23 protein-coding genes are annotated in these 24,559 nt (G+C 36.8%); 14 read left to right on the top strand and 9 right to left on the bottom strand.

Features of this window, described 5'->3' with window-relative positions; genetic code table 11:
• The first annotated feature begins 150 nt into the window (after window positions 1-150).
• The 6 genes from EHQ59_RS14135 to EHQ59_RS14150 all read left to right on the top strand — a co-directional run bounded on the left by EHQ59_RS14135 (window position 151) and on the right by EHQ59_RS14150 (window position 7,606).
• Window positions 151-603: a hypothetical protein gene (locus tag EHQ59_RS14135; RefSeq protein WP_135620295.1), complete on the top strand. Its 453-nt coding sequence runs from the start codon at window positions 151-153 to the stop codon at window positions 601-603.
• A 96-nt stretch (window positions 604-699) separates the two neighbouring features.
• A complete protein-coding gene (locus EHQ59_RS14140) occupies window positions 700-1,731 on the top strand; it encodes an NAD(P)/FAD-dependent oxidoreductase (RefSeq protein WP_135620296.1) in 1,032 nt (343 codons plus the stop codon).
• 69 nt (window positions 1,732-1,800) lie between these two features.
• On the top strand, window positions 1,801-2,238 hold the full coding sequence (locus EHQ59_RS17880; protein WP_244245550.1) for a hypothetical protein: 438 nt from the start codon (window positions 1,801-1,803) through the stop codon (window positions 2,236-2,238).
• 351 nt (window positions 2,239-2,589) lie between these two features.
• Window positions 2,590-3,477: a sensor histidine kinase gene (locus EHQ59_RS17885; protein WP_244245551.1), complete on the top strand. Its 888-nt coding sequence runs from the start codon at window positions 2,590-2,592 to the stop codon at window positions 3,475-3,477.
• Window positions 3,446-3,841, top strand: a complete 396-nt coding sequence (locus EHQ59_RS17890) for a sensor histidine kinase (RefSeq protein ID WP_244245552.1) — start codon at window positions 3,446-3,448, stop codon at window positions 3,839-3,841. The genes EHQ59_RS17885 and EHQ59_RS17890 overlap by 32 nt, the downstream gene beginning before the upstream one ends.
• Before the next feature lie 66 nt (window positions 3,842-3,907).
• A complete protein-coding gene (locus EHQ59_RS14150; protein WP_135620297.1) occupies window positions 3,908-7,606 on the top strand; it encodes a LamG-like jellyroll fold domain-containing protein in 3,699 nt (1,232 codons plus the stop codon).
• 282 nt (window positions 7,607-7,888) lie between these two features.
• Here EHQ59_RS14150 and EHQ59_RS14160 read toward each other — a convergent pair whose 3' ends face one another.
• A complete protein-coding gene (locus EHQ59_RS14160) occupies window positions 7,889-8,152 on the bottom strand; it encodes an RNA recognition motif domain-containing protein (RefSeq protein ID WP_100716636.1) in 264 nt (87 codons plus the stop codon).
• Between the two features lie 571 nt (window positions 8,153-8,723).
• Here EHQ59_RS14160 and EHQ59_RS14165 point away from each other — a divergent pair.
• The gene (locus tag EHQ59_RS14165) at window positions 8,724-10,256 is read left to right on the top strand and encodes a hypothetical protein (protein ID WP_135620298.1); all 1,533 of its coding nucleotides are present in this window, start codon (window positions 8,724-8,726) and stop codon (window positions 10,254-10,256) included.
• A 208-nt stretch (window positions 10,257-10,464) separates the two neighbouring features.
• Window positions 10,465-12,714: a fatty acid desaturase gene (locus EHQ59_RS14170; RefSeq protein WP_135620299.1), complete on the top strand. Its 2,250-nt coding sequence runs from the start codon at window positions 10,465-10,467 to the stop codon at window positions 12,712-12,714.
• Here the strand turns inward: EHQ59_RS14170 and EHQ59_RS14175 are convergent.
• Window positions 12,711-13,283: a TetR/AcrR family transcriptional regulator gene (locus tag EHQ59_RS14175; RefSeq protein ID WP_135620300.1), complete on the bottom strand. Its 573-nt coding sequence runs from the start codon at window positions 13,281-13,283 to the stop codon at window positions 12,711-12,713. The two genes, EHQ59_RS14170 and EHQ59_RS14175, sit on opposite strands and share 4 nt — an antisense overlap.
• Before the next feature lie 384 nt (window positions 13,284-13,667).
• On the opposite strand from EHQ59_RS14175, the gene EHQ59_RS14180 reads away from it, so the two are divergent.
• Window positions 13,668-15,155, top strand: a complete 1,488-nt coding sequence (locus EHQ59_RS14180; RefSeq protein WP_135620301.1) for an NADP-dependent isocitrate dehydrogenase — start codon at window positions 13,668-13,670, stop codon at window positions 15,153-15,155.
• A gap of 74 nt (window positions 15,156-15,229) precedes the next feature.
• On the opposite strand, the gene EHQ59_RS14185 is transcribed toward EHQ59_RS14180, so the two are convergent.
• Together EHQ59_RS14185 and EHQ59_RS14190 are read right to left on the bottom strand one after the other, a co-directional pair.
• On the bottom strand, window positions 15,230-15,829 hold the full coding sequence (locus EHQ59_RS14185; RefSeq protein WP_135620302.1) for a hypothetical protein: 600 nt from the start codon (window positions 15,827-15,829) through the stop codon (window positions 15,230-15,232).
• Window positions 15,830-15,892: 63 nt separating this feature from the next.
• A complete protein-coding gene (locus EHQ59_RS14190; RefSeq protein ID WP_167481417.1) occupies window positions 15,893-16,564 on the bottom strand; it encodes an SH3 domain-containing protein in 672 nt (223 codons plus the stop codon).
• 158 nt (window positions 16,565-16,722) lie between these two features.
• Here EHQ59_RS14190 and EHQ59_RS14195 point away from each other — a divergent pair, with 158 nt between their 5' ends.
• From EHQ59_RS14195 to EHQ59_RS14210, 4 genes are all read left to right on the top strand, one after another.
• A complete protein-coding gene (locus tag EHQ59_RS14195) occupies window positions 16,723-17,958 on the top strand; it encodes an FAD-binding domain-containing protein (protein WP_135620304.1) in 1,236 nt (411 codons plus the stop codon).
• A 71-nt stretch (window positions 17,959-18,029) separates the two neighbouring features.
• Window positions 18,030-18,518 (top strand): DUF3592 domain-containing protein, encoded by a 489-nt coding sequence (locus EHQ59_RS14200; RefSeq protein WP_135620305.1) that lies wholly within the window; start codon window positions 18,030-18,032, stop codon window positions 18,516-18,518.
• A 10-nt stretch (window positions 18,519-18,528) separates the two neighbouring features.
• Entirely contained in the window at window positions 18,529-19,476 is a 948-nt protein-coding gene (locus EHQ59_RS14205; protein ID WP_244245553.1) for an ankyrin repeat domain-containing protein, read from the top strand.
• 91 nt (window positions 19,477-19,567) lie between these two features.
• Window positions 19,568-19,954: a hypothetical protein gene (locus EHQ59_RS14210; RefSeq protein ID WP_135620306.1), complete on the top strand. Its 387-nt coding sequence runs from the start codon at window positions 19,568-19,570 to the stop codon at window positions 19,952-19,954.
• A 69-nt stretch (window positions 19,955-20,023) separates the two neighbouring features.
• Here EHQ59_RS14210 and EHQ59_RS14215 read toward each other — a convergent pair whose 3' ends face one another.
• The gene (locus EHQ59_RS14215) at window positions 20,024-20,695 is read right to left on the bottom strand and encodes a DUF2461 domain-containing protein (RefSeq protein WP_135620307.1); all 672 of its coding nucleotides are present in this window, start codon (window positions 20,693-20,695) and stop codon (window positions 20,024-20,026) included.
• Window positions 20,696-21,047: 352 nt separating this feature from the next.
• Here EHQ59_RS14215 and EHQ59_RS14220 point away from each other — a divergent pair, with 352 nt between their 5' ends.
• A complete protein-coding gene (locus tag EHQ59_RS14220; RefSeq protein ID WP_135620308.1) occupies window positions 21,048-21,620 on the top strand; it encodes an LIC12231 family lipoprotein in 573 nt (190 codons plus the stop codon).
• Window positions 21,621-21,666: 46 nt separating this feature from the next.
• On the opposite strand, the gene EHQ59_RS14225 is transcribed toward EHQ59_RS14220, so the two are convergent.
• The 4 genes from EHQ59_RS14225 to EHQ59_RS17745 all read right to left on the bottom strand — a co-directional run bounded on the left by EHQ59_RS14225 (window position 21,667) and on the right by EHQ59_RS17745 (window position 24,089).
• Entirely contained in the window at window positions 21,667-22,551 is an 885-nt protein-coding gene (locus EHQ59_RS14225) for a tyrosine-type recombinase/integrase (protein WP_208652412.1), read from the bottom strand.
• 197 nt (window positions 22,552-22,748) lie between these two features.
• Window positions 22,749-23,099 (bottom strand): hypothetical protein, encoded by a 351-nt coding sequence (locus EHQ59_RS17895; protein ID WP_244245554.1) that lies wholly within the window; start codon window positions 23,097-23,099, stop codon window positions 22,749-22,751.
• A 321-nt stretch (window positions 23,100-23,420) separates the two neighbouring features.
• The gene (locus EHQ59_RS14235) at window positions 23,421-23,882 is read right to left on the bottom strand and encodes a hypothetical protein (protein WP_135620309.1); all 462 of its coding nucleotides are present in this window, start codon (window positions 23,880-23,882) and stop codon (window positions 23,421-23,423) included.
• Window positions 23,883-23,930: 48 nt separating this feature from the next.
• Window positions 23,931-24,089 (bottom strand): hypothetical protein, encoded by a 159-nt coding sequence (locus EHQ59_RS17745; RefSeq protein ID WP_167481418.1) that lies wholly within the window; start codon window positions 24,087-24,089, stop codon window positions 23,931-23,933.
• Window positions 24,090-24,559: the final 470 nt, after the last annotated feature.

Here is a 24,559-nt window from a genome sequence, read left to right on the forward strand (position 1 = left end):
GAAAGTATTAAATTGGATCTTGTGGCTTAGCTTATTTTTTGATTACAAAATTACCTTTTTCGCTGAACTAGGACATTATTAGGTGGTCTTTTTACGACAGCAGGTGGAGGTCCAAGAACTTATATTCAAACAGTAAATAACGTAGATGGGTTGTTTGTAAATATCCCAACTACTTCACCCGATGGAGATGTTTCTGGAATTGTTTCTTATAATGGGAAGATTTATATTGGAGGATTTTTTACTACAATTGGTGGATTTCCCAATCAATACTTAGCAAGTTTTCAACAAGATACTGGCGTATTTGAATCGAATCGATTCCAATTGAATGGAGGACAATTTAACAATATGTTTGTCAGTAACGAAGGTTTGATGGTCTTATTCGGAGCCTTTACTTCAGTCAACTCCACACCAGCGGAAGGGATTGCCTACATCAACTTAAACAATGACAAAATCATAAATCCAAATCTCACACAAACTGGCACTACAAACTTTCAAAAACAATATGGAAAGTATTTGTTTGTCGGCGGCAATATTACGGATCGTGGAAAACAACCTTTTAGTGGATACTACCGAATGGATCTTCCTAGCATAGAATCATTCTAAAGTTAAACAAAAAAAAATTCATTCCTATTGATTTATTAGAAATGATTTGTTTTTACGTCAAATAGAATACCCTGTATTGTATATGACGAGGTTCAGATGAAACGTATTTTAGTTTTAGGAAGTAATTTTGCTGGAGTAACGGCGGCAATCTCCACCAAACGAAAACTTGGAAACGATGTGGAAGTGATTGTGATCTCACCTACTTCCCATTTTTTATATGTCCCTTCTTTGATTTGGGTTCCCTTTGGTTTGCGGAAGGTAAAAGATATCACTTTCCCCGTTGAACCTATGTTAAACAAAAAAGGTGTTAAGTTTATCCAAGACAAAGGGATCAAGGTGATGCCAGACCAAAAGAAAGTGATCACCGAAAAAAACGGTGAACTCAGTTATGACTACCTTATCGTCGCTACCGGTGCGTCACTCAACTTTGATATCTTACCAAATTTAAATCCCAAAGACAATATGGTCCAATGTATTGTCACTCCTGATCTTGCGGAAAAATCAGCCATTGCCTTCGAAGAAATTGTTAAAAATCCTGGACCAGTCGTTGTTGCAGCAACACAAGGTGCAAGTTGTATGGGTGCGGCTTATGAGTATCTCTTCAATTTAGATAAATATTTAAGAAAACGTGGTGTTCGTAAACAAGTAGACATCACTTGGGTAACACCGGAACCTTTTTTAGGTGCAGAAGTTATGAAAAACTCACCGGATCTAGTGGATGAAAAAGGTTTTGTAGTCACAAACGATGGGTATCAACACATCAAATATAAAAATGTGTATGCGGCTGGTTTAGCAGTAGAAGTGATCACACCATTCAAAAAATGTGCAGCACCTTTTGGTGTACCCAAAACGGGATTTCCATCCGATGTTATGGGAAAAATTGTCGCAGAAAATATTCGCAACGACATCAAAGGAACAGGTAAATTCAAAACTATGCCATTTGGGAAAATTCCTGGAATCTGTATCATGGATGCTGGTAAAAAAGAAGTTTGGATTCTCATTAACCATTTGTTTAAACCAAGACAATTTGAATTGATGATCCCAAATGTATTTTACAATTTTGGTAAATTGATTTTAGAAAAATACATGTTATGGAAAAATAAAAAAGGCTTAGTGCAACTACCTTAATTTAAATATTCCTATGAAGGGATAGAATCCAACTAAAATATGGTCTGGGGAATCAATTCTCAGACGATCATGTATTTGAAAATTGGAATTATCTTTGTTTGTTTCCTAACAAACATAACTTGCATTCAAACGAACCATCCCTCATCCTCTCCGCTTGTGAAAGAGGGTGAAATTTATCTCACTCTCGATCAATTTCAAAATCATAAAACCATTACCTTATCTGGAGACTGGGAATTTGTTTGGGATCATTTTGTATCACCCCAATCCTTACAATCGAATACCAATGATCCTATCACCAAAAAGATAGAAGTAATCCATCCGAATGCAAAAAAACAGTATCTTGCTATTGGAAAACGATGGAAGGAAATTGAGAATGGAACAGGGTTTGCGACTTACCAACTCAAATTAATTTTCCCTGAAGAAGAAAAAGAAAAACTCTATGCCGTTCGTTTTTTCAAACTGGTGGAGCAGCCATGCGCGTGTTTGTTGATGGGAAAAACCACTTAGATCTTGGTAACATTGGCGAAACAAAAGAATCAATGATACCGAGGAGGCAAGCTGGAATTCTTCTCATCCCAAACCCAAACAAAGAAGTTTCTCTTACGATACAAATTTCCAATTTTTATCATGATGATGGGGCATTTTGGTATGCTCCAAAATTTGGAAGATACGAAGACATTCAAAACGAATTGAGTCGCGAGATGGCGTTTGATTCCCTACTAACAGGCGCCTTACTTTTTATGTCATTTTATCATTTTGTTTTATTTTTTTTCAGGCGTACAAAACAATTAATTTTATATTTCGGTTTGTTTTTGTATTACCACTGCACTTCATTCCATTTCATTGAATGGCGATCTTTTGTATTTTTTATATCCTTCCATCCCCTATCGTTTTGCGTTTTGCCTCTCTCTGATTTTTTATTTGGCGATGCCATTTTATTTATTCTTCTTAAAAGAATTGTTTCCTCATCAATTTTCAAAACGACTGGTCCAAACGTATTCATCCATCTGTCTACTGTTATATGCTATCGTCGTCTTTGCACCTACTGAAATTGTCTCTCAAACTACTTTTTTGGGATTATTTTTAACAATCCTTGGCTTATTTTATTCAGTGTTTGCTTTGTTAAAATCAGTTTTAAACAAAGAAGGACTGGCAGTGAGTTTATTTTGGATCCAAATATTTTTACTAGTCACTGCAATCAATGACACACTTTTGCTGTATGGGTTGGTCCATACAGCATTGGTCTTAAAGTATTCGTATTTATCAACAGTCTTATTTCAATCGTTACTCCTAGCATCTTTTTTTGCAAAAACATTCATCAAAAACGAAACTCTCAGTAATGAACTTGCTAGTTTAAATGATTCCCTTGAAAGGACTGTTACCATCCGAACAAAAGAATTCAAAGAAGCCAATCAAATTGCGGAAGAAGGGAATCAGTGGAAAGATAAATTTATTTCACTAGTTGCACATGACCTTAGATCTCCTCTTAGTACAGTTTATTCTGCACTCACGATAGTGGATGACGAAGAAACTTTGAAAGAGGAAAAATCCCACTTATTGAAACAGATTTTTGTGATTTTAGAAAATGCAATGTCTACCATTGAACATTTGTTAAATCTAAGTAGATTTAATTTGGAAAAAGGGAGCATTCATCTACAAATTACAAAAATTTATGTTTTAGAGTCCTTAAACCAATTGTTAGAATCATTTCAAATTGAGGTTCAAAAAAAAGAATCTAGAAATTGAGTTCCGTGTAACAAAAGAAAATTATATCTATGCAGACCTTTCGATTCTAAATGAAATCCTTCGAAATCTTTTTGCTAATGCAATTAAATTCAGTTTTCCCAATGGTAAAATTAACATCGAGTTTCATGAATCAGATACGACCACCTATCTTTCCTTTGTCGACTTTGGTAAGGGAATCCTAGAATATCGGATCCAAAATCTTTTTACGGAATCTATGAGTTCCCCTGGGACTTTGGGGGAAAAAGGTTTTGGAATTGGTTTAAAACTTTGTTTCGAACTGATGCGGCTACACCAAGGCAATATCCAAGTGGAATCAAAACCAAATGAGGGTAGTCGGTTCATTTTAGAATTTCCCAAACCCTAAAAGTATTGATAATTTCTTGATTATTTTTCAAGGAATACAATTCTTTCCTTATTCAGGAGCAACCAAATGAAAAGAATTCCTTTGTTTTTGGTCTGCCTTTTCCTTTCTGCTTGTTCGTTTCCCAAACTCATCCGCAGCCCACTCGATCTTTTTGCCTTCCTTCGCATTTTCACAGGAACCCAATTTACAGGCCAAACCATTGGTGGTGTTGTCTCAGGACTTCTCCCTGGTACTTCTGTGACCTTAACCAACGGAGGTGATTCAATCAATGTTGCTTCCGATGGAAATTTTACATTCCCCAAAAGATTAAACACCGGCGATTTTTATAATGTGAGCCTATCAACGAATGGTGTTGGATTAAGTTGTTCCATTGCAAATGCACAAGGAGTTGTTCAAAGCACATCCATCACAAACATTAGCATAACCTGTGGACTAGGAGCTGGATTTTACGAAGTAGGAGTGAATGTAACAGGAGTTACAGGAACTATTACGGTGCAAAATAATGGATCTGATACTTTAAATTTCAGTTCGAGTGGATTTCAGAAATTCTCTATTGTCCAACCAACTGGATCTAATTTTGTGATCACCATTTCTTCTCAACCTGTGGGAACAGTTTGTTCTTTTGACAACCCAACTCTTGCTTTCGGAACCATTGGCGCAGCAAATGTGAATGTGTTCGTAACCTGTGTTTCTGGTTATATCGTGGGAGGAAATCTATTTTCTACAACTGGTTCTGATTTAGGTACGAATCTAATCAATCGAAAAACATATGTTCGTACTTTGGCTGGTTCTTTTCCAACAAACAATGGTGGTACGGGACCAACATCGGGGCCAGCGGTAGCAAGCGCAACAGCTACACTAGCTCGTTTTAATGCTCCGAGTATGATCGCAGCTGATTCCAATTTCCTATATGTCGCCGACACATCCAATGGAGTGATTCGTAAAATTGACAAATCCTCTGGAGTTACCACTGTCTTTGCGGGAGGAAATTCTGGGGGAGGAATCACTTGTCCAGGGACAGTAGTCATTAATTGTTTGGATGGTGTCGGAACGGCAGCTCAATTCAATGGGCTCGTTGGAATCACAACGAACGGCAATAATTTATTTGTATTAGAAGCCAATGGCAACCGAATCCGCATTGTCAATTTAGCAACCGCTCTTGTGTCTACGATGGCAGGTTCGGGAAACGCTGGTTCCTCGGATAATACATCAGGGATCCTCGCATCATTTTCCAATCCATCTTGGTTGACTTTACACAATGGAATGTTTTATGTTGTGGATCGAAACAACTGTACAATTCGTACGTTAAATCCAAATACTACTGCAGTAGGAACAATTGCAGGAGGTGCTGGACTTTGTTCTTTTGCCAATTCCCCCATAGGAACAAACGCTCGTTTTGTGTCTCCTATCGCCATAGTTGGCTTAGGAAATTATTTATATGTTACAGATGTTGGCCTGGGTGGTGGTTATAAAGTCAGAAGGATTTCACTCTCAGGAACTAATGCGGTAGATACCATTGCCGGTGATGGAGTCCAAGCTTCTACAGATGGTTTTGGAACATCAGCTCAATTCAATGATCCACATGGAATCACAACTGATGGAGTCAATTTGTTTATTTCAGAATGGTTAGGTCACAGGATCCGCCATCTTAACCTAACAACGAATCGTGTGACAACCCTTGTGGGTAGTGTGGCAGGGTATGCGGATAATGCAAGTGGCAATGGACTTCTTAATTTTCCAGGATATATAACCACAGATGGTCAAACCATCTACATTGGTGACCAAGGAAACCATTCCATCCGGTATTTACAACCAGCCGAATTGTTACAATATACCTTTGATGGGAATACAAACGATTCTGTAGGTACGAATGATGGTACTCTTTTGGGTGCCCCTTCCCTCACACGGGATGAAAATGGTTTATCGAATGGAGCCTATGAATTTGATGGAAACTCACAATACATTGAAAGTACGTCAAATGTTACCAACATTACTGATAATCTCACCATTTCCGCATGGATACAAACTTCAGGTAAAGTAACCAACCAATTTATATTTTATAACGGTACGGGTGGCGTAGACGGTTATGGACTTGCCATTGATAACTCAGGATCTTTGAGAATTGCCTTAGGACCATTACTTGGTCCACTCACGTTTATGCAACTGCCTCCGAATCGCTGGATGCACGTGACCATGCGACGCCTCTCTGGCAACTGGCAAATTTTCATCAATGGAAAAGCAGACGCCATGGGTTATGCAACAAATCCTGGCATCCCATCTAGCAGATTTAAGGTGGGAGATGGTGGACATGGTTTCCATTTCAAAGGGAAAATTTCGAACGTACAATTCTTTAACGGGGCCTTGGATGATGATGTGATCCAAAAACTTGCCATCCAGGTACCATCAGGATTAATTTCTTATTATCCTTTCAATGGAAATGGCAAAGACTATGGAGATCAATTCAATGACCTCACAAATTTTGGAACCGTGGCCCCCACAAACGATAGAAATGGTTTTCCAAGCTCCGCCTATTATTTCAATGGGACAAACTATTTCCAAAAATCAAATCCGAATGGTTTACCTATCGGTGGAAGTAGCCGATCAATTTGTGCATGGTTCAAATCATCTAGTCTAGCTGCCCAATACATCATAAGTTTTGGAACATCTATAGATTCTACTGCGAGTGGCCTTGTTATTTTACAACCGGAAGTTGGGATGTTGGGATGGAATGATGAAGCCAAAGTCATACAAGAAGATTTTTTAAACCAGTGGGTCCATTTGTGTGGAGTATATGATGGTAGCACCCAATACGCTTCTATTTATGAAAATGGAACATTGAGGGCGTATGTGTATAAAAATCTATGGTCAACTGGGATTAGTTCAAACTTATTTATTGGTCGCCTTATTACAACTACTGGATATTTTTCAGGTGATATCGATGATGTTAGAATTTACAATCGAACCTTATCTGTTTCCGAAATTCGAGCCATTTCTGGTCCCTATCCTACACAAGTCAGTTCCTGGAACCAAACAGTCGCTAGTAGTAGTTTAAAGTTTTATTTAATGCCAGAAAGTGCTAATTTTAGCAATGGAGGTTGTAGTGGTGGCGTCAATTGTGTTTCTACCTGGGATGATCGAAGTGGGAACAATTTACATCTAAGCCAAGCAACTGTCGCGTCTCAACCGGTCTTCAATGCTACTTCCTTAAATGGAACACCAGGGATTCGGTTTATCGGACCTTCTTTAACTTTTCTTTCCAGGCCATGCGAACCTTCTTTATTATCAACATCCAATACAATTTTTGCCATTTATAACGATACGGAGATGTCGGGCAGTGACGGAATTTTCCAAAATGGTGCCAAACTTTTATACTTACCAGATATAGCTTCCAATAAATTAATTAGTTTCTTTGACTTACAACTCAATGATCCCAAAGTCATTTCCTCTGCCATCTTTAGTAATACACTAGGAGAGGTGATTATGGCAAGTCTACACTTCGATGGAACAACGGGTACGATTTATAAATATGGATCTCCTGTCGGTTCTACGTCCTCACCTGGAACAGCTTATAATTGTGCTCCAGCTGATTTGAATATGGGGCGTTATTTTTGGAACTCTGGTGTTTACCCATACGGAGATTATCTTAACGGTCACATTGGAGATTTTATCTATTATGACCAGGTATTGAGTAGCAGTGACAGAGAACTTGTGGAATGTTATCTATCTAGTAAATACAAAATGAGAATTGGACATACATGCCCTTAATCCACCAAAGGTTAACCCTTCCATTTGATGGATTGGATTAAGAACCTTGTATCAAACGACAACATTTGATGTTCGATTCCACATTTGTATGCCGAGGGCCGTTGTGTTTATTGTCTGTAAATGCGCTGAATTTTTTGCAAGCACGTGAACTAAATGTTACGCGATATGGTGGAGGTTATAGAAATTGGGAATCTGGAGAAATCTAAAAGGAACAAATCCATAGAGAACTTTCTAAAGAATAGAATCTCTATTATAAACTTGTTCCCTTCCTTTAAACTAGAATTAATTCCAGTTGTTAGTCTTTGGTTTTGCAATATTCACTTTCATTTCACGATTGAGAATATTTTTTCCGTTTAAATCGCTGATAGCTTTGTCAGCTTCATTACGATCTTTCATTTCGATAAAGCCAAAACCTTTAGATCCGCCAGTGTACTGGTCAGTGATGATTTTAGCAGAAGAAACAGAACCGTGAACTGAAAAAAGTTCGTTAAGTTTTGATTCCGTCATTTCGTAAGAGAGGTTACCTACATAGATATTTGTTGACATGTGATGTCCTTATTAAGTTTTATTTGACTCGGAAATTTTAGAGGATTAGAAACAACTTTCCAGTTAGGAAATCAGGTAAAAACACAACGAAAATGCAGGGGAAAACTTCAGAAAAGCGATCAGAATGCAAAAAAGTGAGGAATACTTAGTAGTTAAAAAAACGATAATATTTTGAATCTGTTACCACTATGTATTTCATTCCAATAAAGAGCAAACGATTTAATTAAAATTTTCATTTAACAAATGTTTTCTGTCGATTTTCCAATCAATATTTGTTCAAAAAAGAACAGAATTTCAAAAAAACATCTCTCCCTTTTCATAGGAGAAGAGTCTGACACTGTTTGTTAAATCGATAATTCAGGAATTAGGTTCATGGAATCCTCAAAAGATCATACGGAAATCTCCGCAAATGCAAGGTTGCGATTGCTTGGAATTTGCGAGAGCCATATGGAATTCCTTCCTCTGGAAATAAATGATTCATAGAAGCTCAGATTGATTGAGAAAGTTTTTCCAAGTAAAAGATAAGAAACTGCTTTTCTATAATTTAACTTATTCTAAACTTTTCAATTCCATGAAGACAAGACAACTCACCTTGCTCATACTCACCCTATTGTTCCTTTCAGGAAGAGACAATTTTCCGAAATCCAGTTTTAATACAACCTTACATCCGGAAGATGAAGTGGGACTCGAATCACAAGAAACATCGATTCAGGTGTTAGGTGAGTCGAAAATCATCCGAGTATTGTACAAACCAGAAGGGAAAAAAAGTCAATTTGCCAAATTGATTCTCGAAACTGCAAGCTCCTACATTCCCAAATTAGCTGAGTATTTAGAAGCGGCTCCGAGAGCGAAAGTATTGACCATCAAAGATATAACAGATGGAAGCATAGCAAGAAATGAAGGTGCGATTGCCTATGTTCCGTTCGCTTACCCTGATCCTGAACTTCCCATCCCTGCTCCCCTTCTTTATCATGAAATAGGGCATTGGTGGTTTGGACAAGATCCTAGATGGGTTTCCGAAGGTGTGAGTAGTTTTTTACCAGTTGCTATGGAAAAAAGTGGATCCCTTTCAATTGGAAATTTAGAAATCAATAAAGTAAAGTATTGGTGGGGGTTTAGACAACCGCTTTCAACAATAGATCTTCCTTTAGGTGACATCGCCCACGTAGAAAATATTCCTGCCAATGATTTTTCCATTTACTATGAAAAATCCTTTAAGATCCAATATCTTATTTATTTAGAGTTAGGTGCCGAAAAATATCGAAATTTTTTAATGTCACTTATGGATCCAAAACATGAATCGTGGCATGATTATTTCATTGCTCCATCCAAAAAGATTTATGAAGACAAAACAAAAGGCGTTATCTCACTCTTACGAAAACAAAAAGATATGGATTGGGACCAATTCTTGTCGGGATGGGTACAACGAAAAGGTTACCAAAAGAAAACTAAGTCCCTTCTGCAAGACCAAGATGGGGATTCTATTGTTGACTATGAAGAAATTGTAAATCAAACGAGTATTACTGAATGGGATAGTGACAAGGATGGATTGGGTGATTTTGCAGAAACAATTTTAGGAACGAATCCAAAGGAACCAAATCCAAAAGAAATCTTTCAAAACAAAATCCAAAACACGGGCATCATCCTCGACGGTATGGCCGACGATTGGGAATTCATAGATGCAATCACTCTTACTCAACCAAAACTTCCCAACCAAAAAATTCCGATCACCGAGTTTCGATACAAACAGATAGGCAATTTACTTTATGGAATGGTGCGTTCCGACAAACCCTTTTACAAAATGGATTCAAACGAAAAGGATTTGTATTTTTTTCTCGCGGACAATTCCAAACAAAAAGAGCGAGTTGGATTCGGATTTAAAATGAATCCGAACGATGTGTACGGTTGGGAATACGAAAGGACCAAAGGAAACAAACGATATGTTTGGGGAAAAGTAGGTCATGTGTTTGAATTCCAGATCGATATCAGTGACCACCCCGATTCAGAACTCGTTCTTGTCCCCCTCATCAATGGACCAAGTGGTCCTTCCCGAGGCTATTGGGACTATGGCAAACCGATTGTCATTCCCCTTTCGAAACCGTAAAACACGAAGGGAACTTGGAAACAGATTCTGGACGAATCTCCTCCTACGGAAAAACGAACTCAAATCTCCCGATAAAAACACAAATATTCTGTTTGACTTGTTTTTGACTTACTTTATTTATAACAAACGTGCGAAATAAATCGTTGGCCTGGGTTCCCAAGACAAACTTGCACCGGAACCAATCGCGATGGAAACGAGGGAGTGAGATATGTTCCTAACCAATCGAATGAGCAGTGGAAAAGCGAAGCATATGGTGAGGGCAGAGTCGGAAAAAGAAACAAACCAACTGAAAATCAATGGCGTGCCCATTTCCGTCCGTCCCAAGGAAAACATTTTGAGTGCAGCACTCAGACAAGGGATCGATTTCCCCCATAGCTGTCGGGTGGGAGGTTGTGCGACTTGTAAATGTAAACTGGTGGAAGGGAGAGTACAAGAACTTACAGAAACAGGTTATTTATTATCCGACGAAGAATTGGACAATGGATACATCCTCGCCTGTCAGAGCATCCCCCAAACAGACGTTACCATCCAAGTGGAAAACAAGGAAACCATCTTCGGTATAGTGTTCCAACAAAAAGTACTCACAGATGAAATCTGCGAAATCTCGATCCAACTGGAAGGATCCTTACATTTCCAAGCTGGCCAATACGTTTCTCTATCCATCGAAGGGTTGGATGCCGAAAGGAATTATTCTTTTGCAAACGCTCCAAACAAAAAAGGAATCGTTTCCTTTATCGTTAGAAAGGTTCCCAATGGAAAACTATCAAATTATATCTATCACGAAAACTTAGTTGGAAAAAAAGCAAAACTCAAAGGAGCATTTGGTAATTTTTATTTAAGGGAGAGTCAAAAACCAATTCTGATGGTTGCCGGTGGAAGTGGACTTGCTCCCATCCTTGCCATATTAGAACAAGGAATCCTAAATGGCACCAAACGACCGCTTACCCTACTTTTTGGCGCTCGTAAAAAAGAAGATTTATACAAAATCAATGCAATTCAAAAAATCCAAAAAATTTGGAAAGGAAAATTTACCTTTATACCAATTCTTTCGGAGGAACCAATCAATAGTTCTTGGAAAGGAAAAAGAGGTCTTGTCACTTCTTTCATTAGAGACCACCTAACAAAATCTACCGAAGCATATTTATGTGGACCTCCTCCTATGGTAGACGCCGCCACAAAAGAACTACTCCAATTCGGAATTCAAAAACAATCCATTTTTGCAGATCGTTTTTCAACCATCGATCATAGTCTGAGCCTAAACATCGATGATAAAACGTTAAGAAGCAAAGCAGGATTCTTTGATTATATTAAATTCTTTTTATTCCATGCCGTAGGTCTCATGTCGATTGTGAGTTTACTTTTGGGAGGAATGTATACTACCATTGGATTTTTTTCCTTACTTTTCTTTTACATCGTAGGAGACGAACTTTCGGGTGATGACAAAAGTACACCCAGTTATACAAAACCAGAGATCTTGACCTTACAACTTTGGTTGGCATTGCCAATCTTATGGATTCTCTTTTTTTGTTCTGTTTGGACAATGAGTCCTATCGATACACTTGGCTTTGGATCCTGGCTCACTCAAATCTTTGGTTTTGATTTTAATTTTGCCAAAGAGAATACTTCCATCCTGGTCCATGGATATGCCGTACTCTTCACTGGTCTTATGATTGGACTTGTGGGAACAATTACAGCACATGAATTGACTCACCGCACTTGGGATCCAATCTCTATGTTCATTGGTAGATGGTTACTTGCCTTTAGTTTTGATACAATTTTCTCCATTGAACACGTGTATGGTCATCATCGTTATGTTTCCACAACAGAAGACCCAGCCACTGCACCTAGAGGAAGAAATGTATATTACCATGTCCTTGCTTCTACCATCAAAGGGAATATCAGTGCTTGGAAAATTGAAACCAAACGTCTAAAACGAAAAAATTTATCCACATTCTCTTACCACAATGCTTTTTTACGTGGTCATTTGATGAGTGTTTGTTTAGTCATTTTGGCTTATCTCATAGGTGGAATTTTTGGGATGTTATTTTTTATCGCTGCTGGTTTGTTTGGAAAGGCATTACTTGAGATCGTTAATTATATGGAGCATTATGGAATGGTTCGATTACCAGAAGAACCAGTCCAACCAAGGCATTCTTGGAACACCAACAAACGGATTAGTTCTTGGACCATGTTTAATTTAACAAGGCATTCCCACCACCACGCACAAGGAGAAGTTCCTTACCAAGACCTAAGGCCTTATCCGAATGCTCCGATGATGATTAGTGGGTATTTGACAACCATTGTGATTGCTCTCATCCCTCCACTTTGGCATTATTTGATGATTCCGAAAGTATTGGAATGGGACAAAAAATATGCAAGCCCTGAAGAGTTGGAACTTGTCAAAGTTGCCAATGAAAAAAGTGGGATTACGTTATTAATGAAATCGAATCAGGATTAGTGGTTGTTATGAAGTTCTTTTGCAGAGAAAAAATCTCCTAAGTATTTTAAACCTTCAAACAAATCCATCCATGGAGTTCCTTCTTCCCCTTTGGATTTCAAAAACAATACACCTACAAAAAAGGACAAAAATGCCTTTCCACCTTTTCCTTCCGTTTCTTTTGGAAAAAAACGATTCAACGCCATTTCATACGCGTTAAATGACTCCTCCAATAGTTGGATCAATTCCTTTGAATCCGAGTGTTGCCGTTTCACATCCACAGCGAGTAACATGAGATTCATAAAATGTCCTTCCTTACCTGCTACAAAATTCATAATATCAATGATACTTGTATTATCTTCAGTAAGTTTATGAATGGCTTCTGCATCGGAAGAAACCAGATGTTTGACCATAGAAGTAAACAATGCTTCTTTCGTTGGGAAGTAGTGGTATAAGGTTCCCGTAGATACACCCAATTCTTTGGAAAGCTCTCGCATGGAAACGGAGGCTACACCTTTTGAAACAAAAATGGGAAGTGATTTGGAAAGTAACTCGATTCTATAAAGATTATGATCCACAATTTTGGGCATAAAACCACCTACTCCCATTGACGTTTCAAAATTGGTTGTTATTTTTGCATTTTACAACAAATTTGAATTCGAAATTGAGTACTATGTTATTTTCTGAGTGGTGCAAGGAACTTCAAGCGAGATTCTTTCGATGTTTTTGGTGATTCTAACTCGGTAAGGCTACATAATCAAAATGGCTAATGTATTGGAATGTTGGTATTCTACTCATTCTATTACATATATTGAGTGTTGGAGTTTTATCAGCACCATTCCCGTTCCATAAGTATTTGGAAAAAATTCGATTCACCTAAAAAAAATTGGATTTTTTCCATACCGAGATTTCCATTCCTCTGTCTAATATACGAATACCAATTCACGTATTGATTTACGTATCAGGAGCCAGTTATGCCAACAAATACGAAAGCTAAAGAAACTTTAACACCCGTCGATGAAAATCGCGAGGTGGTTGTGACTTTGATTAAAGGAGACGGCATAGGGCCAGAAATCATCGATCAAACGATTCGCATTTTAGATGAGGCAAAATCAGGAATTCAATTCGAAACGATTGAGGCAGGTTCATCTGTTTATTTATCAGGTGTCCTTTCTGGAATCAGCGAAAATGCTTGGGATACGATTCGCAAATATCCAACGATCTTAAAAGGACCCATTACCACTCCAAGAGGAAAAGGATATAAAAGTTTAAACGTTACGATACGGAAAACCTTGGGATTGTATGCGAATGTTCGCCCTGCAAAAACATACGATCCATTCATTAAAACCAATCATCCAGGTACTGACATTGTGATCATTCGTGAAAACGAAGAAGATACGTATGCAGGCATTGAACACCGCCAAACAAGAGAAGTCACTCAATGTTTGAAATTAATTACAGTTCCTGGAACGGAAAAAATTGTCCGTTATGCCTTTGAATTTGCAAGATCCAATGGAAGAAAAAAAATCACATGTATGGTCAAAGACAATATCATGAAATTTACAGATGGTATGTTTGCCAACATTTTCCAAACCATTGCAAAAGAATACCCAGAGATTGAAGCGGAAAGTATGATCATTGATATTGGAGCTGCTTTACTAGCAAATCGACCACAAAAATTCGATGTGATCCTTGCACCAAATCTTTATGGCGACATCCTTTCTGATATTGCTGCCGAAGTCACTGGATCTGTTGGAATGTGTGGATCTGCTAATATAGGAGATTTTGTTTCCATGTTTGAAGCAGTTCATGGAAGTGCACCTGACATTGCTGGAAAAAACATTGCCAATCCAACAGCAGTGATCAAAGCAACTGTTATGATGTTAACCCATTTAGGAAAACCTGGGAAAGCGAAACTCATTCGTAACGCCGTATTAAAGACATTAGAAGATGGATACCGAACCGCCGATATTTTCCAAAATGAAAAAAATACAAAACTTGTGGGAACCAAAGAATACACTGATGCCATCCTGGATCGACTCGGACAAAATCCAACGGTACTCACTGCCAGTGAACTTGTGAAACCAAAATCATTCACTTTGAGTTTATCGAATCAAAAGGAGAAAAAAGAATTAGTGGGTGTAGATATCTTTTTAGATATACCTGAAGATAGAGATCCAGATGTTTTAGGTAAAAATCTTGAATCCGTTACAAAAGAATTCTTACATCTCAAAATGATCACGAATCGTGGAGTGAAAGTGTATCCAAAAGGACAAAAGGAAACATTTTTAACAGACCATTTTCGATGTCGATTTGTATCACCAAACGGTGGCAATATCAAACACAAGGATATCACTGCAATCCTCACGATTCTGGAATCAAAAGGTTACGATTCGATCAAAACAGAAAACTTATATGAGTTTGATGGTGTTCCTGGTTATTCTCTAGGACAAGGGGAGTGAAGAATAGATACCCTTAGGTTAAGATAGCAAAGTCCTAAATTGATTTCGGACTTTGCTATCGTTTCTATTTTCATTTATTGAGTTTGGAATAATAATTCCAATGGCGAGAACACTTCTCGTTTCACGCCGACTGGCATATAAAAATCTATATGATCTACAAATTGAGAAGAACCACCATATACTTCGATCGCAACTGATGTAATCGAAGATTGTTTGGTCAAAGTTTCTTGAAATTTTGGATATACCTTGGTCGGTGCCAAAAAATAAGAGAATACATTTTTAAATGGGAAAGTTGCTGTGATACATTTCATTTCAGGAATCAAAAAAGTTTTCATTTTCGATTTCACCATTTTGATTTCTGTATCGGACAATCCATCCATTCGACAACCTAAAACAGATCTTAATTTTTCTGGAGCTGTATCCGGTCCATCCAAATACAGTGCCATACTATGACACTCTGTTAGCCCCACTGATTCCCATTCTTTTTGAAATTTTTCCCAACTCTCATTTAAATTTTGATAAGGTCCTTTGTGGGTGTAGAGAAAAATTTCTACAGAACCAAAGTTGGTTTCCTTAACTTCTACATCTTGGAATCCACCCATGTAAGCATAAAAAAAAATCCCGAGAACTCCCAATATGCCAATGAGTATTACAATCTTTTTAAATAGTTTCATTTTGTCCTCAAAACAGTTTTGATTTTGATTCCCAACGAAAGCAATTGCAATTTGTTTCCAAATTTACAATTCTTTTCTCAGGATCGTCACACCATTTTCATCCTGATAGATTCGAATCATCATTTCTTGACTTTGTTTAGAAGGAACATTGAATGCATTCGAACCATCCAGTTCAAATGTTTCACCACCAAACTCATTACAAAGTTTCCCAATCAAATACAATTCTTCTTTAGAAATCTCAGGAAAATATAAGTCAAAACTATCACCACCTTCCGTCATGTACAAGATGGACTGATTGTATCGATAAGCAGATCGACCTTCATAATCCCCCATAGCTATCGTTTCGAGTTTACTGGATCCGTAGGATTTGGTGAGGTAATCTTTTAAACTCTTACAGTTTCTGGGAGGAGACGGTAGTCGACTTAAGAAACCATCAAAGACATATCCTTTCCATGTTTGATAATTCACTTCGATCCAAAATCCTTTGATTCCATCGATTGTTTCTGGTTTCGTTTCCTTTTTTGAAATTACTTTGACACGTCCACCCATCGGAATCTGGATTAACTTTTTCCCCTTAGCGGAAGGTTTGTCTCGTAAATTTAATCCTTTCTCTGCCATGACAGTTAACATTTCCCCTGTATCGTAATAGGAGATTGCGCCCACCGATCCGAAATTTAGGAGAATGGCGAGTAGTATCCAAAACCTAACTTGTGTTTGTTGCAATTGTAATTTCATTTTTAAAAACCTGGTTTCATTTTTAATAGGTAAAAATGGAAAATGGATTTTGAGTTTCCAAAAAATAGATTGTTTTGTCAATAAATTTAGGGGGTCCATTCACTAATTCTGTCTAACACTGAGAACAACCCAAATATGGATAGGAATTTAGAAATCCTTTGCAAGTCACATTCCCAACAGACCTAAAGTCCATTGAAAAACGACTTCATTCTGTCGATCCCGTACAGTATGGAAGTTCAAGGAATTACATTGATGGCGCTGTTACTTTATTGTCACCTTATATTGCTCGAGGATTTTTATCCACAAAACAAGTTTTTGATTTTGTAACTTCTCTCGGTTACAAACCATACCAAATTTCTAAATTTGTCCAAGAGTTAACTTGGAGAGATTACTTTCAGGAAGTATGGCGAAATAAAGGTTCACTCTTATTCCAAGATTTAAAACATTCACAACCAAATGTCCGACACAATCAAATCCCCCAAGCGATTCTTCAAGAATCCATTGGCACGGGTATTCCTGGTATCGATCGCGAATTGATGGATTTTTATGAAAACGGTTACTTACACAACCATGTTCGTATGTACATAGCTTCACTCGTATGCAATATGGGTGGTGCTTATTGGAAACAACCTTCCCAATGGATGTATTACCATCTTTTAGATGCAGATGCAGCGAGTAATACCTGCAGTTGGCAATGGATTGCAGGTGCTTTCAGCTCCAAACAGTATATTGCAAATCAGGAAAATATCAACCGGTATCTAAAAACAAATGATTTTAAAACTTATTTAGACTTCAGTTATGATCACCTATCAAATAAAATGGATAGTGACTGTCCCAAGGAATTGGCAGAATTCAAAAATTTTGATCTTTTATCTGCTTACCTATCCACAAAACAATGGTTTATCGATATGAAAGAGAAATGGAACCAAAAAAAGATCCAAACCATCTTTACAAGTTCCTTTGAAGAGTTAAACATAGATCCCAACTTACCCATTTTTATTTATGATTTCTATCAAATGGATCCAAACTGGAAAAAAAATTGGGAAGGAAATCGAATTTTTATGATGAGGCCTCATTTTTTCCAAGAATTTCCGTCCTCTCCCAAATCATTGGATTTCATTTATGGACTCTCTCAGAATATCCCGAATCTCAAGTTTTTTTGGGGAGAGTGGGATGAAATCGTTTCACATTTGAAAAACACAAATCCGATCATATATTTCAAAGAACACCCAACAAACAAAGAATATGTGGGCATAGAAGAAGAAAGGGATTGGATTTTCCCGAAAGTGAGAGGGTATTTTCCATCGTTTTTCGCATACTGGAAAAAATGTGAACCATTTTGGAATTCAAAAAATCCACCAAACCAACCTAACTTATTTGAAGGACTTCTTTAAATTTTAGTCCTCTCGATTGTATTTTTTTGATTGAAAGTGAATAAAAAACTGCCGATTCTATTGAATCAGAAATGAAAACAAAGATTGTTTCTCGTGTATTACAAGCGTTTGCTGTTTACCTTTTTGTCATGGGAATACTTGTTATCATTAGCAAAGTGAATACCATCCGAACAGGTAAAAAAACCTATGGTAAGGTTGTCTCCTCTTACAAAGAATTGGATTATTCCACACAAACGAGGGGTAAAAGTTACGGCACAAGTCATTACATACTAAGACCCATCATCCAATACCAAGTGGATGGAGAAATTTACGAAATCCATGGACAAATTTTTGGAGAAGTGGGAAAGGAATATACCATCGGTTTACCTGTCCCTTTATATTACTTACCAAACCAACCTGATTATGCCATCATCAATACTTTTTCTGAAATTTGGGTCAATTCAATTCAAAAACTTTTGTTTAGCCTGATTTTACTTATATTGGGAACATTTCTCCCTGAAATCTTAAATTACGCCAAACGTAAGTTTGTATCTATTCTTCAAAATCCATTCAATTTCTAAGGAAAAACCTATGAACCAATCACCAAGGTTTCAATTCAATTGGATTCACAAACAATCATTGGTTCTATTATTCATTATCAGTTTTCCCAATTTTCTATTTGGTCAGAGTAAAGACATGATCAAATTAGAATGGTATCACTACATTGTCCTTTCTCCGGTGTTACTTGTGGATGCTGTGCGTAAGGGTTATTCTGAAATTTCAAAAGGAATTCAAAATTATGGTGAATATCGATCCTTACCAGAACTTCACAAAGCGGTTTTAAATTCGGATATAGATCTTGTGAAAAAACTAATACAAGAAGGAGTAAATCTCGAAGCAAAAGACAAAAAAGGAGAAACTGCCCTTTTCTATGCTGTAGATCAAAACAAAATCAATATTGCAAAATATTTAATTTCAAAGAAAGCCGAGGTAAACGTTTGGAATGTTCATGGCAAACCACTGATCCATTCTGCAATCGCCAATAATCAATCAGACTTAGTCCAATTGATACTCGACAATGGTCTGGATGTAAACGGGAAAAAACAAGAGGGAACATTGTTAACTTTAAGTTGTAGTCTACAACCCAATAATTTTAAACTGATCCAACTTTTTGTCAATCATGGAGTGGATGTCAATGCAAAAGATAGGTACCATTCTTCCGCTTTGATGTATTTGACAACGAAAGAAAAACCAAACTTAGAAATAATTCGTTATCTCCTGAAACATGAAGCCAATGTAAACTTAACAGATCGTTCAGGGAAATCCATTCTCAAAATTCTGATTGAACGAAGAACACTTAACTTAGAATTGGTGAAGATTTTAGTTGAAAATGGAGCAGATATCGACTTAAGAGATAACGAAGGAGAATCTATTTTCGATTTCATCAAGTCTTACTATGATTATCCAGAAACGGATGAGATTGTATTGTATTTAAAAAAAGCAAAACAATGGAAAGGAAAGAAGAACAAACAAATTTAAAGTTCACGAATTCCTATTTTATTTCTTCCCAATTGCTTAAAAAAATCTCGCATAATTAGAATCGTATGCTTTCTTTAGCCCGAGGTAATTTATGAATTTGATTTTCTCCAACATAAAATGGATCATGTTAGTCTCTGGTATCATCACTTGTTCCATGATCCTTTCCGCTCTTCATCCCACTCTCGGACTCACTTTGACATTTGGTGAAACGATCGATGGAAATCTTGCTAATATTGTGGTTCGAAATTGGGGTGCTTTAATTGCATTAGTGGGTGGGATGTTGATTTACGGCGCGTACAATCAAACAAATCGCAATTTGGTGTTAGTTGTTGCATCCATAAGTAAATCTACATTTGTTGTTCTGAATTTAGTGTATGGACAAGCATACTTGGCAAAATCAGGAGCGGCTCTTGTCTTTGATTCAATTTTAGTGACCATCTTTTTGGCGTACTTACTCTCGAAGTCATCTCATAAGTAAATCATTTCCACTGTAACAAATTCACATTTGGATCTTACCTTGATTGAGTGGCCTACTCCAGGATAGATCCTAATTTGATTCACTCATCGCTTTGTCTAAAAATTGATGCAGAGGATAAAGTAATCGATAAGAGGAAATGATTTTTTTTGTAGAATCCTTGGAAGTTACATCCGCATTATTTAATTTTTTGGTTACCGCATAACCCTTGTATTTCAAAAATTCAATTAAGGGATGATCTTTTGCAAATCCTCTAGGAGCAGTTTTGACTGTTTCGCCATAAAAAGTTTCACCAAATTCTTTTTTAAAATTCTTTTCCTGAATGAGTTTCAGAAATGTCTTACTATCTTTCACAATCTTTGCACGAATTCGATATAGAGACTTAGAATCTGGTTGGTAACAACCTCCACCTAAAAAAGAAACATCTGGTTCTATGTGAAGATAATAGCCAGTTCCATTTATTTTTTTTCCTCCAGCCCTCATAAAAATTCCGAAATGTGTTTTATATGGACTTTTATCCTTCGAGAAACGTACATCTTTATAAATCCTGAAAATACAGGATTTCGGATCTATCCCTCTCACCGATTCATCAAATAGTTCGATCTCAGAAAGTAAATTAGCAGTATACAATACTAATTCCTTCTGTAATCCATCAAATCGTTGTTTGTTTTCAGAAAACCAAACTCGATTGTTGTTCCATTTTAACTCAGATAAAAAATCAAATATTTCCTGACTCAGTTTCATTTTGTCCTGTTACCATATTTACATTGTCAAAACATACCAAAATTTGCGACAATTTCGAAAAGATACATTAGTTCAGTTCCGAAGTTTCAGACTTTTATTTCCATCGAATGTATTTCCTACCGAAATTTAGGTCAATTCTTGTTTCAATTGCATTTAAGTGTATATCCATACAATTTGTTCTGATTCGAATAGAATATTGCTGCTAGCGGATATCTTCTATTTGCTCAAAAATTTATGAACTAAATTCATGTAATACAATTTTACGAAATCCTTTTCCACCTGGCTCCTGAAAACAGTTGAATCATTTTTGAGAAAAAGGAAACTTGTGCAAAACTATAACAGAGGTTTCTAGATGAAGTTATTCCACTTCTTTTTTCTATTCCTATTTACCTTCGCTTCCTGTATTACAAGTTACAGAGATTACCCAAGAATCGAATCCACTTCCAAACCTGCTGGAGTTTCTAAAAACAAACTCTACTACCATCTAACACCATTCCCCATTTTAGAATTTGGTGGTTATGCAGCTCTCAAGTCCTATTTTAAAAACAATATCAGCCAAAATTTCAGCGATTCAGAAGAAATCACCGATCCCAAAGTCATGCCACCGAAGGGCATGTATTGTAAGGTAACAACTCAATGGGCGCCAGTTTCTGCTCCCGCGTTGATTTTTGGTTATATTTCCATTGCAACGGCCACATTCCTTCCTGCATGGAGTCGCAATGATGGATATGATGTAACGTACACATTGTACAAAGATGGCCAAAAGATCAAAGATTTCAATTACTCACCACGAAGATTTGTTTTTTTATGGGCGTTTGCTTTGCCCGTGATTTGGGCCAATTTGTTTACCTCTTCCGAAGAAGAAGTTTTCAAAGCCATGTCTGCCCAATTTGTGGAAGATGCAAAACCATATTTCAACCAGTAGATCAATTCATTCCAAGCGCCCCAAAACAGGGGCGTATTTTAAGAACTCAATGAAATTGTAACCCATGTTGCCCTTGATTTTCAAAGATTCCCATTTTAATTTCACTGATTGTCTCCAATGGACTCGTTATGTGTAATAGATAACTTGGACATACATGCAAATACACAAGTGTCGTTTTGATATCAGCATGCCCCAATAATTTTTGAATGTATATTAGTCCATATCCATCTTCCATGAGATGAGTCGCAAAGGAATGCCTGAGAGTATGTACAGTTCCATATTTTTCGATTCCAGAAAGTTTTCTAATTTTCTGGAATGCTGCTTGGATGGATCGAACACTTGCAGCTACATCTTTCCCCTTATGAGAAAAGAATAAAAAGGATTTAGGATTATAAATTTCCAGATATTGTTTTAATAATATGGCAGTTGTATCCGCTAACAATGCATATCTTGAATGTCCACCTTTCCCCGATTCAATCAAAATTGCTTTTCTTTCAAAATCAATATGAGAAATCTTAAGTTTTACCACTTCACCAATTCGTATCCCTGACGAATAGAGTAGAGTAAATAAAACTTTTTCCCATACAGTTCGGCAATTGGAAAGAATTCGAATTATTTCTGTTTTATTGAATACCGAAACAACTGTTCGTTTCCTTTTGGGAAGGGGGACCAATTGCATCATCTCTTTTCGACCGCTTAAAGAATAAAAAAGCATAAATGCACTATAAAAGATAATTAAGGATGAATCAGCACGTTTCTCCAATCTTAAGTAGAGGAAAAAATGATAGATATCTATCGGTTCCAAATCTATAGGAGACTTTTGGAAATGTCTCGTTAAAAGAGTCATACATGTCGTATAACTTCGAATTGTTTCTTCAGCATAACCGTGTACGATCATGTCTTTGATCATTTTGTCTTTTAATATACCCATTATTACATGAGTTTCAATGGATAAGGAACGAAAACGGTTTTTTCAGAAATACTCTTTTGTTTTATAAGCAAAAGCAATAGAACTTTAGTGACAAATTAATCGAAACCGGAAATAGAAAAATACACGATGTTTCTAAGTCCAACTTTGAGTTTTTCATAAACAAAATAAGAAGGATTACTTCTTATCACCAAACTCTCTTAAAAATTTGATTCCCATAATTCCATTTTCTTTCTATTGAACTTAGACTTGTCCCAATCGAAATGGTGACGAATGCCAAGTAGGTGGTCCAACTTACCTAAATAATCGTCATTAGTAAAAAGTATATCTTCGATTTCGCATTTACGGCTTTCAAAGTCTGGATTAATAACCCTTCTGTGTGTGATCATCTCTTTTACAATTTTGCTTCCTAAGATATCAACTTTGTTAAAGACATATTCCGTTTTATTAAATCTATTTTTTCGTTTAATAAACCAATGTATGGCATCTGGGTATTTTCCCAAAAGAGAGCGATACCCATATTTATCCAGGACAATTGGCTCCGGTTCCATTTGAGTGAGTTTTTTTAATTCTTTAGATGTTTAATCCAAGAATATCTATCAATGATGTAGGGGTAAGCATCCTTGTATTTTGATGATTGTAACTTTAAAGTCCAAATCAATCCATAAGAAAGAAAAATTGGTTTCTTTAATTCAATGAGTGGCAGTGACCAAATTTTTTTCCGAATTAGATTCAGTTCCCTGTACAACCTAATTAGTTCTTTTTCCCTATATTTAATACTAAGTTTTCGATCTATTCTCATTAAGAGGAGATGATCGAGAATCTAAAAAATAACTTAACGTTACTTTATATTATTTTAGAGTCGTATCTGGCTATTTTAGTTTTTTTAAAGCCTGCACATCTTCCAAATCTTGAATTCTCCCCGTCTTCGATTTCATTCGGATCAAATCCTCCAAACATATTACCGGTAAAGATCCGAAATCCGTTTCAGCATGATCAATTTTGCAATTGCGAATGTCTTCTGTAAGGATAATGTCCAAACTTTCCCTTTGTCTATCGGGATTGACAAAGTTCCAAGCAATAAGATTTTTCTCTCTTTTATACAATTCTAGATTTCTGAAAATTTCCTTCCCAGAAATTGGCAAAATTGATTTTAAACCAATGGATTCAAGAATCGATTCTATTCTTAAGAAATTTTCTTCACTAATTTCGGTGATTACATCCAAGTCAAAAGTTCCCCGTGCAACACCATGTATTGCAACCGCATAACCGCCTACAATAGCATACGGAACCTCCTCTTTAGAAAATTTATCTTGGATTTTTTTTAAAAACATAAAGAGTTAGTTTGCTACTTTTTAAAACCTAGCCTGGGGTAATTTTACTTAAACTGCTTCCCAATTTTTTAAATATTGTTTTTGTTTTTCTAGAAAAACTGATTCTGGAAGAAGCAAACGATATTCTTCTAAGAACTCTAATCTATCGGTTACACGCAACAATCTACTCTTTTCAATATATTCATCTGTCAGCTTTTGAATGGACATATCAAGTAATCTGTTTGAGTTTCCTATAGTCATTTCTTGAAATCAATTTGATTTTTTTATTCCCCAGACATAAAAAAAGCCCTGAACTTTCATTCAGAGCTTTTCCCAACACTTGTATACGACAGAGGTTCGATCTTCCCCAATGAGGGAGAGCCTGCGGAGACACAGCAGAATGCTTTCCTGACTCCTGCCAGCTGAACTTCCTGTTCAGACTGGCGAGCTTTGGCCACGCCTCCGTCAGAAATGCATTCTGACTTGGGTTACCCACGGAATTTCTGAATCAAACTCTAGATATAAAAAAAGCTCCGAATCTTACGACCCAGAGCTTCTCCCAACATTTGTATACGACAAGTAAGCTAACAAACAACGCATTCAATGACATACACGATCGTAATCGTGTATATTGTAATATGGTCAAGCCGATCGAGCGATTAGTATCACTTGGCTGAATCCATTACTGAACTTACACC

The sequence above is a fragment of the Leptospira kemamanensis genome (genome assembly GCF_004769665.1).
Taxonomy (GTDB): Bacteria; Spirochaetota; Leptospiria; order Leptospirales; family Leptospiraceae; genus Leptospira_A; species Leptospira_A kemamanensis.

Excerpts from the sequence above, each read along its gene's own strand:
- EHQ59_RS14140 (WP_135620296.1), top strand. The coding sequence starts at position 700 with ATGAAACGTATTTTAGTTTTAGGAAGTAATTTTGCTGGAGTAACGGCG.
- EHQ59_RS17880 (WP_244245550.1), top strand. The coding sequence starts at position 1,801 with ATGTATTTGAAAATTGGAATTATCTTTGTTTGTTTCCTAACAAACATA.
- EHQ59_RS14150 (WP_135620297.1), top strand. The coding sequence starts at position 3,908 with ATGAAAAGAATTCCTTTGTTTTTGGTCTGCCTTTTCCTTTCTGCTTGT.
- EHQ59_RS14160 (WP_100716636.1), bottom strand. The coding sequence starts at position 8,152 with ATGTCAACAAATATCTATGTAGGTAACCTCTCTTACGAAATGACGGAA.
- EHQ59_RS14165 (WP_135620298.1), top strand. The coding sequence starts at position 8,724 with ATGAAGACAAGACAACTCACCTTGCTCATACTCACCCTATTGTTCCTT.
- EHQ59_RS14170 (WP_135620299.1), top strand. The coding sequence starts at position 10,465 with ATGTTCCTAACCAATCGAATGAGCAGTGGAAAAGCGAAGCATATGGTG.
- EHQ59_RS14175 (WP_135620300.1), bottom strand. The coding sequence starts at position 13,283 with ATGCCCAAAATTGTGGATCATAATCTTTATAGAATCGAGTTACTTTCC.
- EHQ59_RS14180 (WP_135620301.1), top strand. The coding sequence starts at position 13,668 with ATGCCAACAAATACGAAAGCTAAAGAAACTTTAACACCCGTCGATGAA.
- EHQ59_RS14185 (WP_135620302.1), bottom strand. The coding sequence starts at position 15,829 with ATGAAACTATTTAAAAAGATTGTAATACTCATTGGCATATTGGGAGTT.
- EHQ59_RS14190 (WP_167481417.1), bottom strand. The coding sequence starts at position 16,564 with ATGAAATTACAATTGCAACAAACACAAGTTAGGTTTTGGATACTACTC.
- EHQ59_RS14200 (WP_135620305.1), top strand. The coding sequence starts at position 18,030 with ATGAAAACAAAGATTGTTTCTCGTGTATTACAAGCGTTTGCTGTTTAC.
- EHQ59_RS14205 (WP_244245553.1), top strand. The coding sequence starts at position 18,529 with ATGAACCAATCACCAAGGTTTCAATTCAATTGGATTCACAAACAATCA.
- EHQ59_RS14210 (WP_135620306.1), top strand. The coding sequence starts at position 19,568 with ATGAATTTGATTTTCTCCAACATAAAATGGATCATGTTAGTCTCTGGT.
- EHQ59_RS14215 (WP_135620307.1), bottom strand. The coding sequence starts at position 20,695 with ATGAAACTGAGTCAGGAAATATTTGATTTTTTATCTGAGTTAAAATGG.
- EHQ59_RS14220 (WP_135620308.1), top strand. The coding sequence starts at position 21,048 with ATGAAGTTATTCCACTTCTTTTTTCTATTCCTATTTACCTTCGCTTCC.
- EHQ59_RS14225 (WP_208652412.1), bottom strand. The coding sequence starts at position 22,551 with ATGGGTATATTAAAAGACAAAATGATCAAAGACATGATCGTACACGGT.
- EHQ59_RS17895 (WP_244245554.1), bottom strand. The coding sequence starts at position 23,099 with ATGGAACCGGAGCCAATTGTCCTGGATAAATATGGGTATCGCTCTCTT.
- EHQ59_RS14235 (WP_135620309.1), bottom strand. The coding sequence starts at position 23,882 with ATGTTTTTAAAAAAAATCCAAGATAAATTTTCTAAAGAGGAGGTTCCG.
- EHQ59_RS17745 (WP_167481418.1), bottom strand. The coding sequence starts at position 24,089 with ATGTCCATTCAAAAGCTGACAGATGAATATATTGAAAAGAGTAGATTG.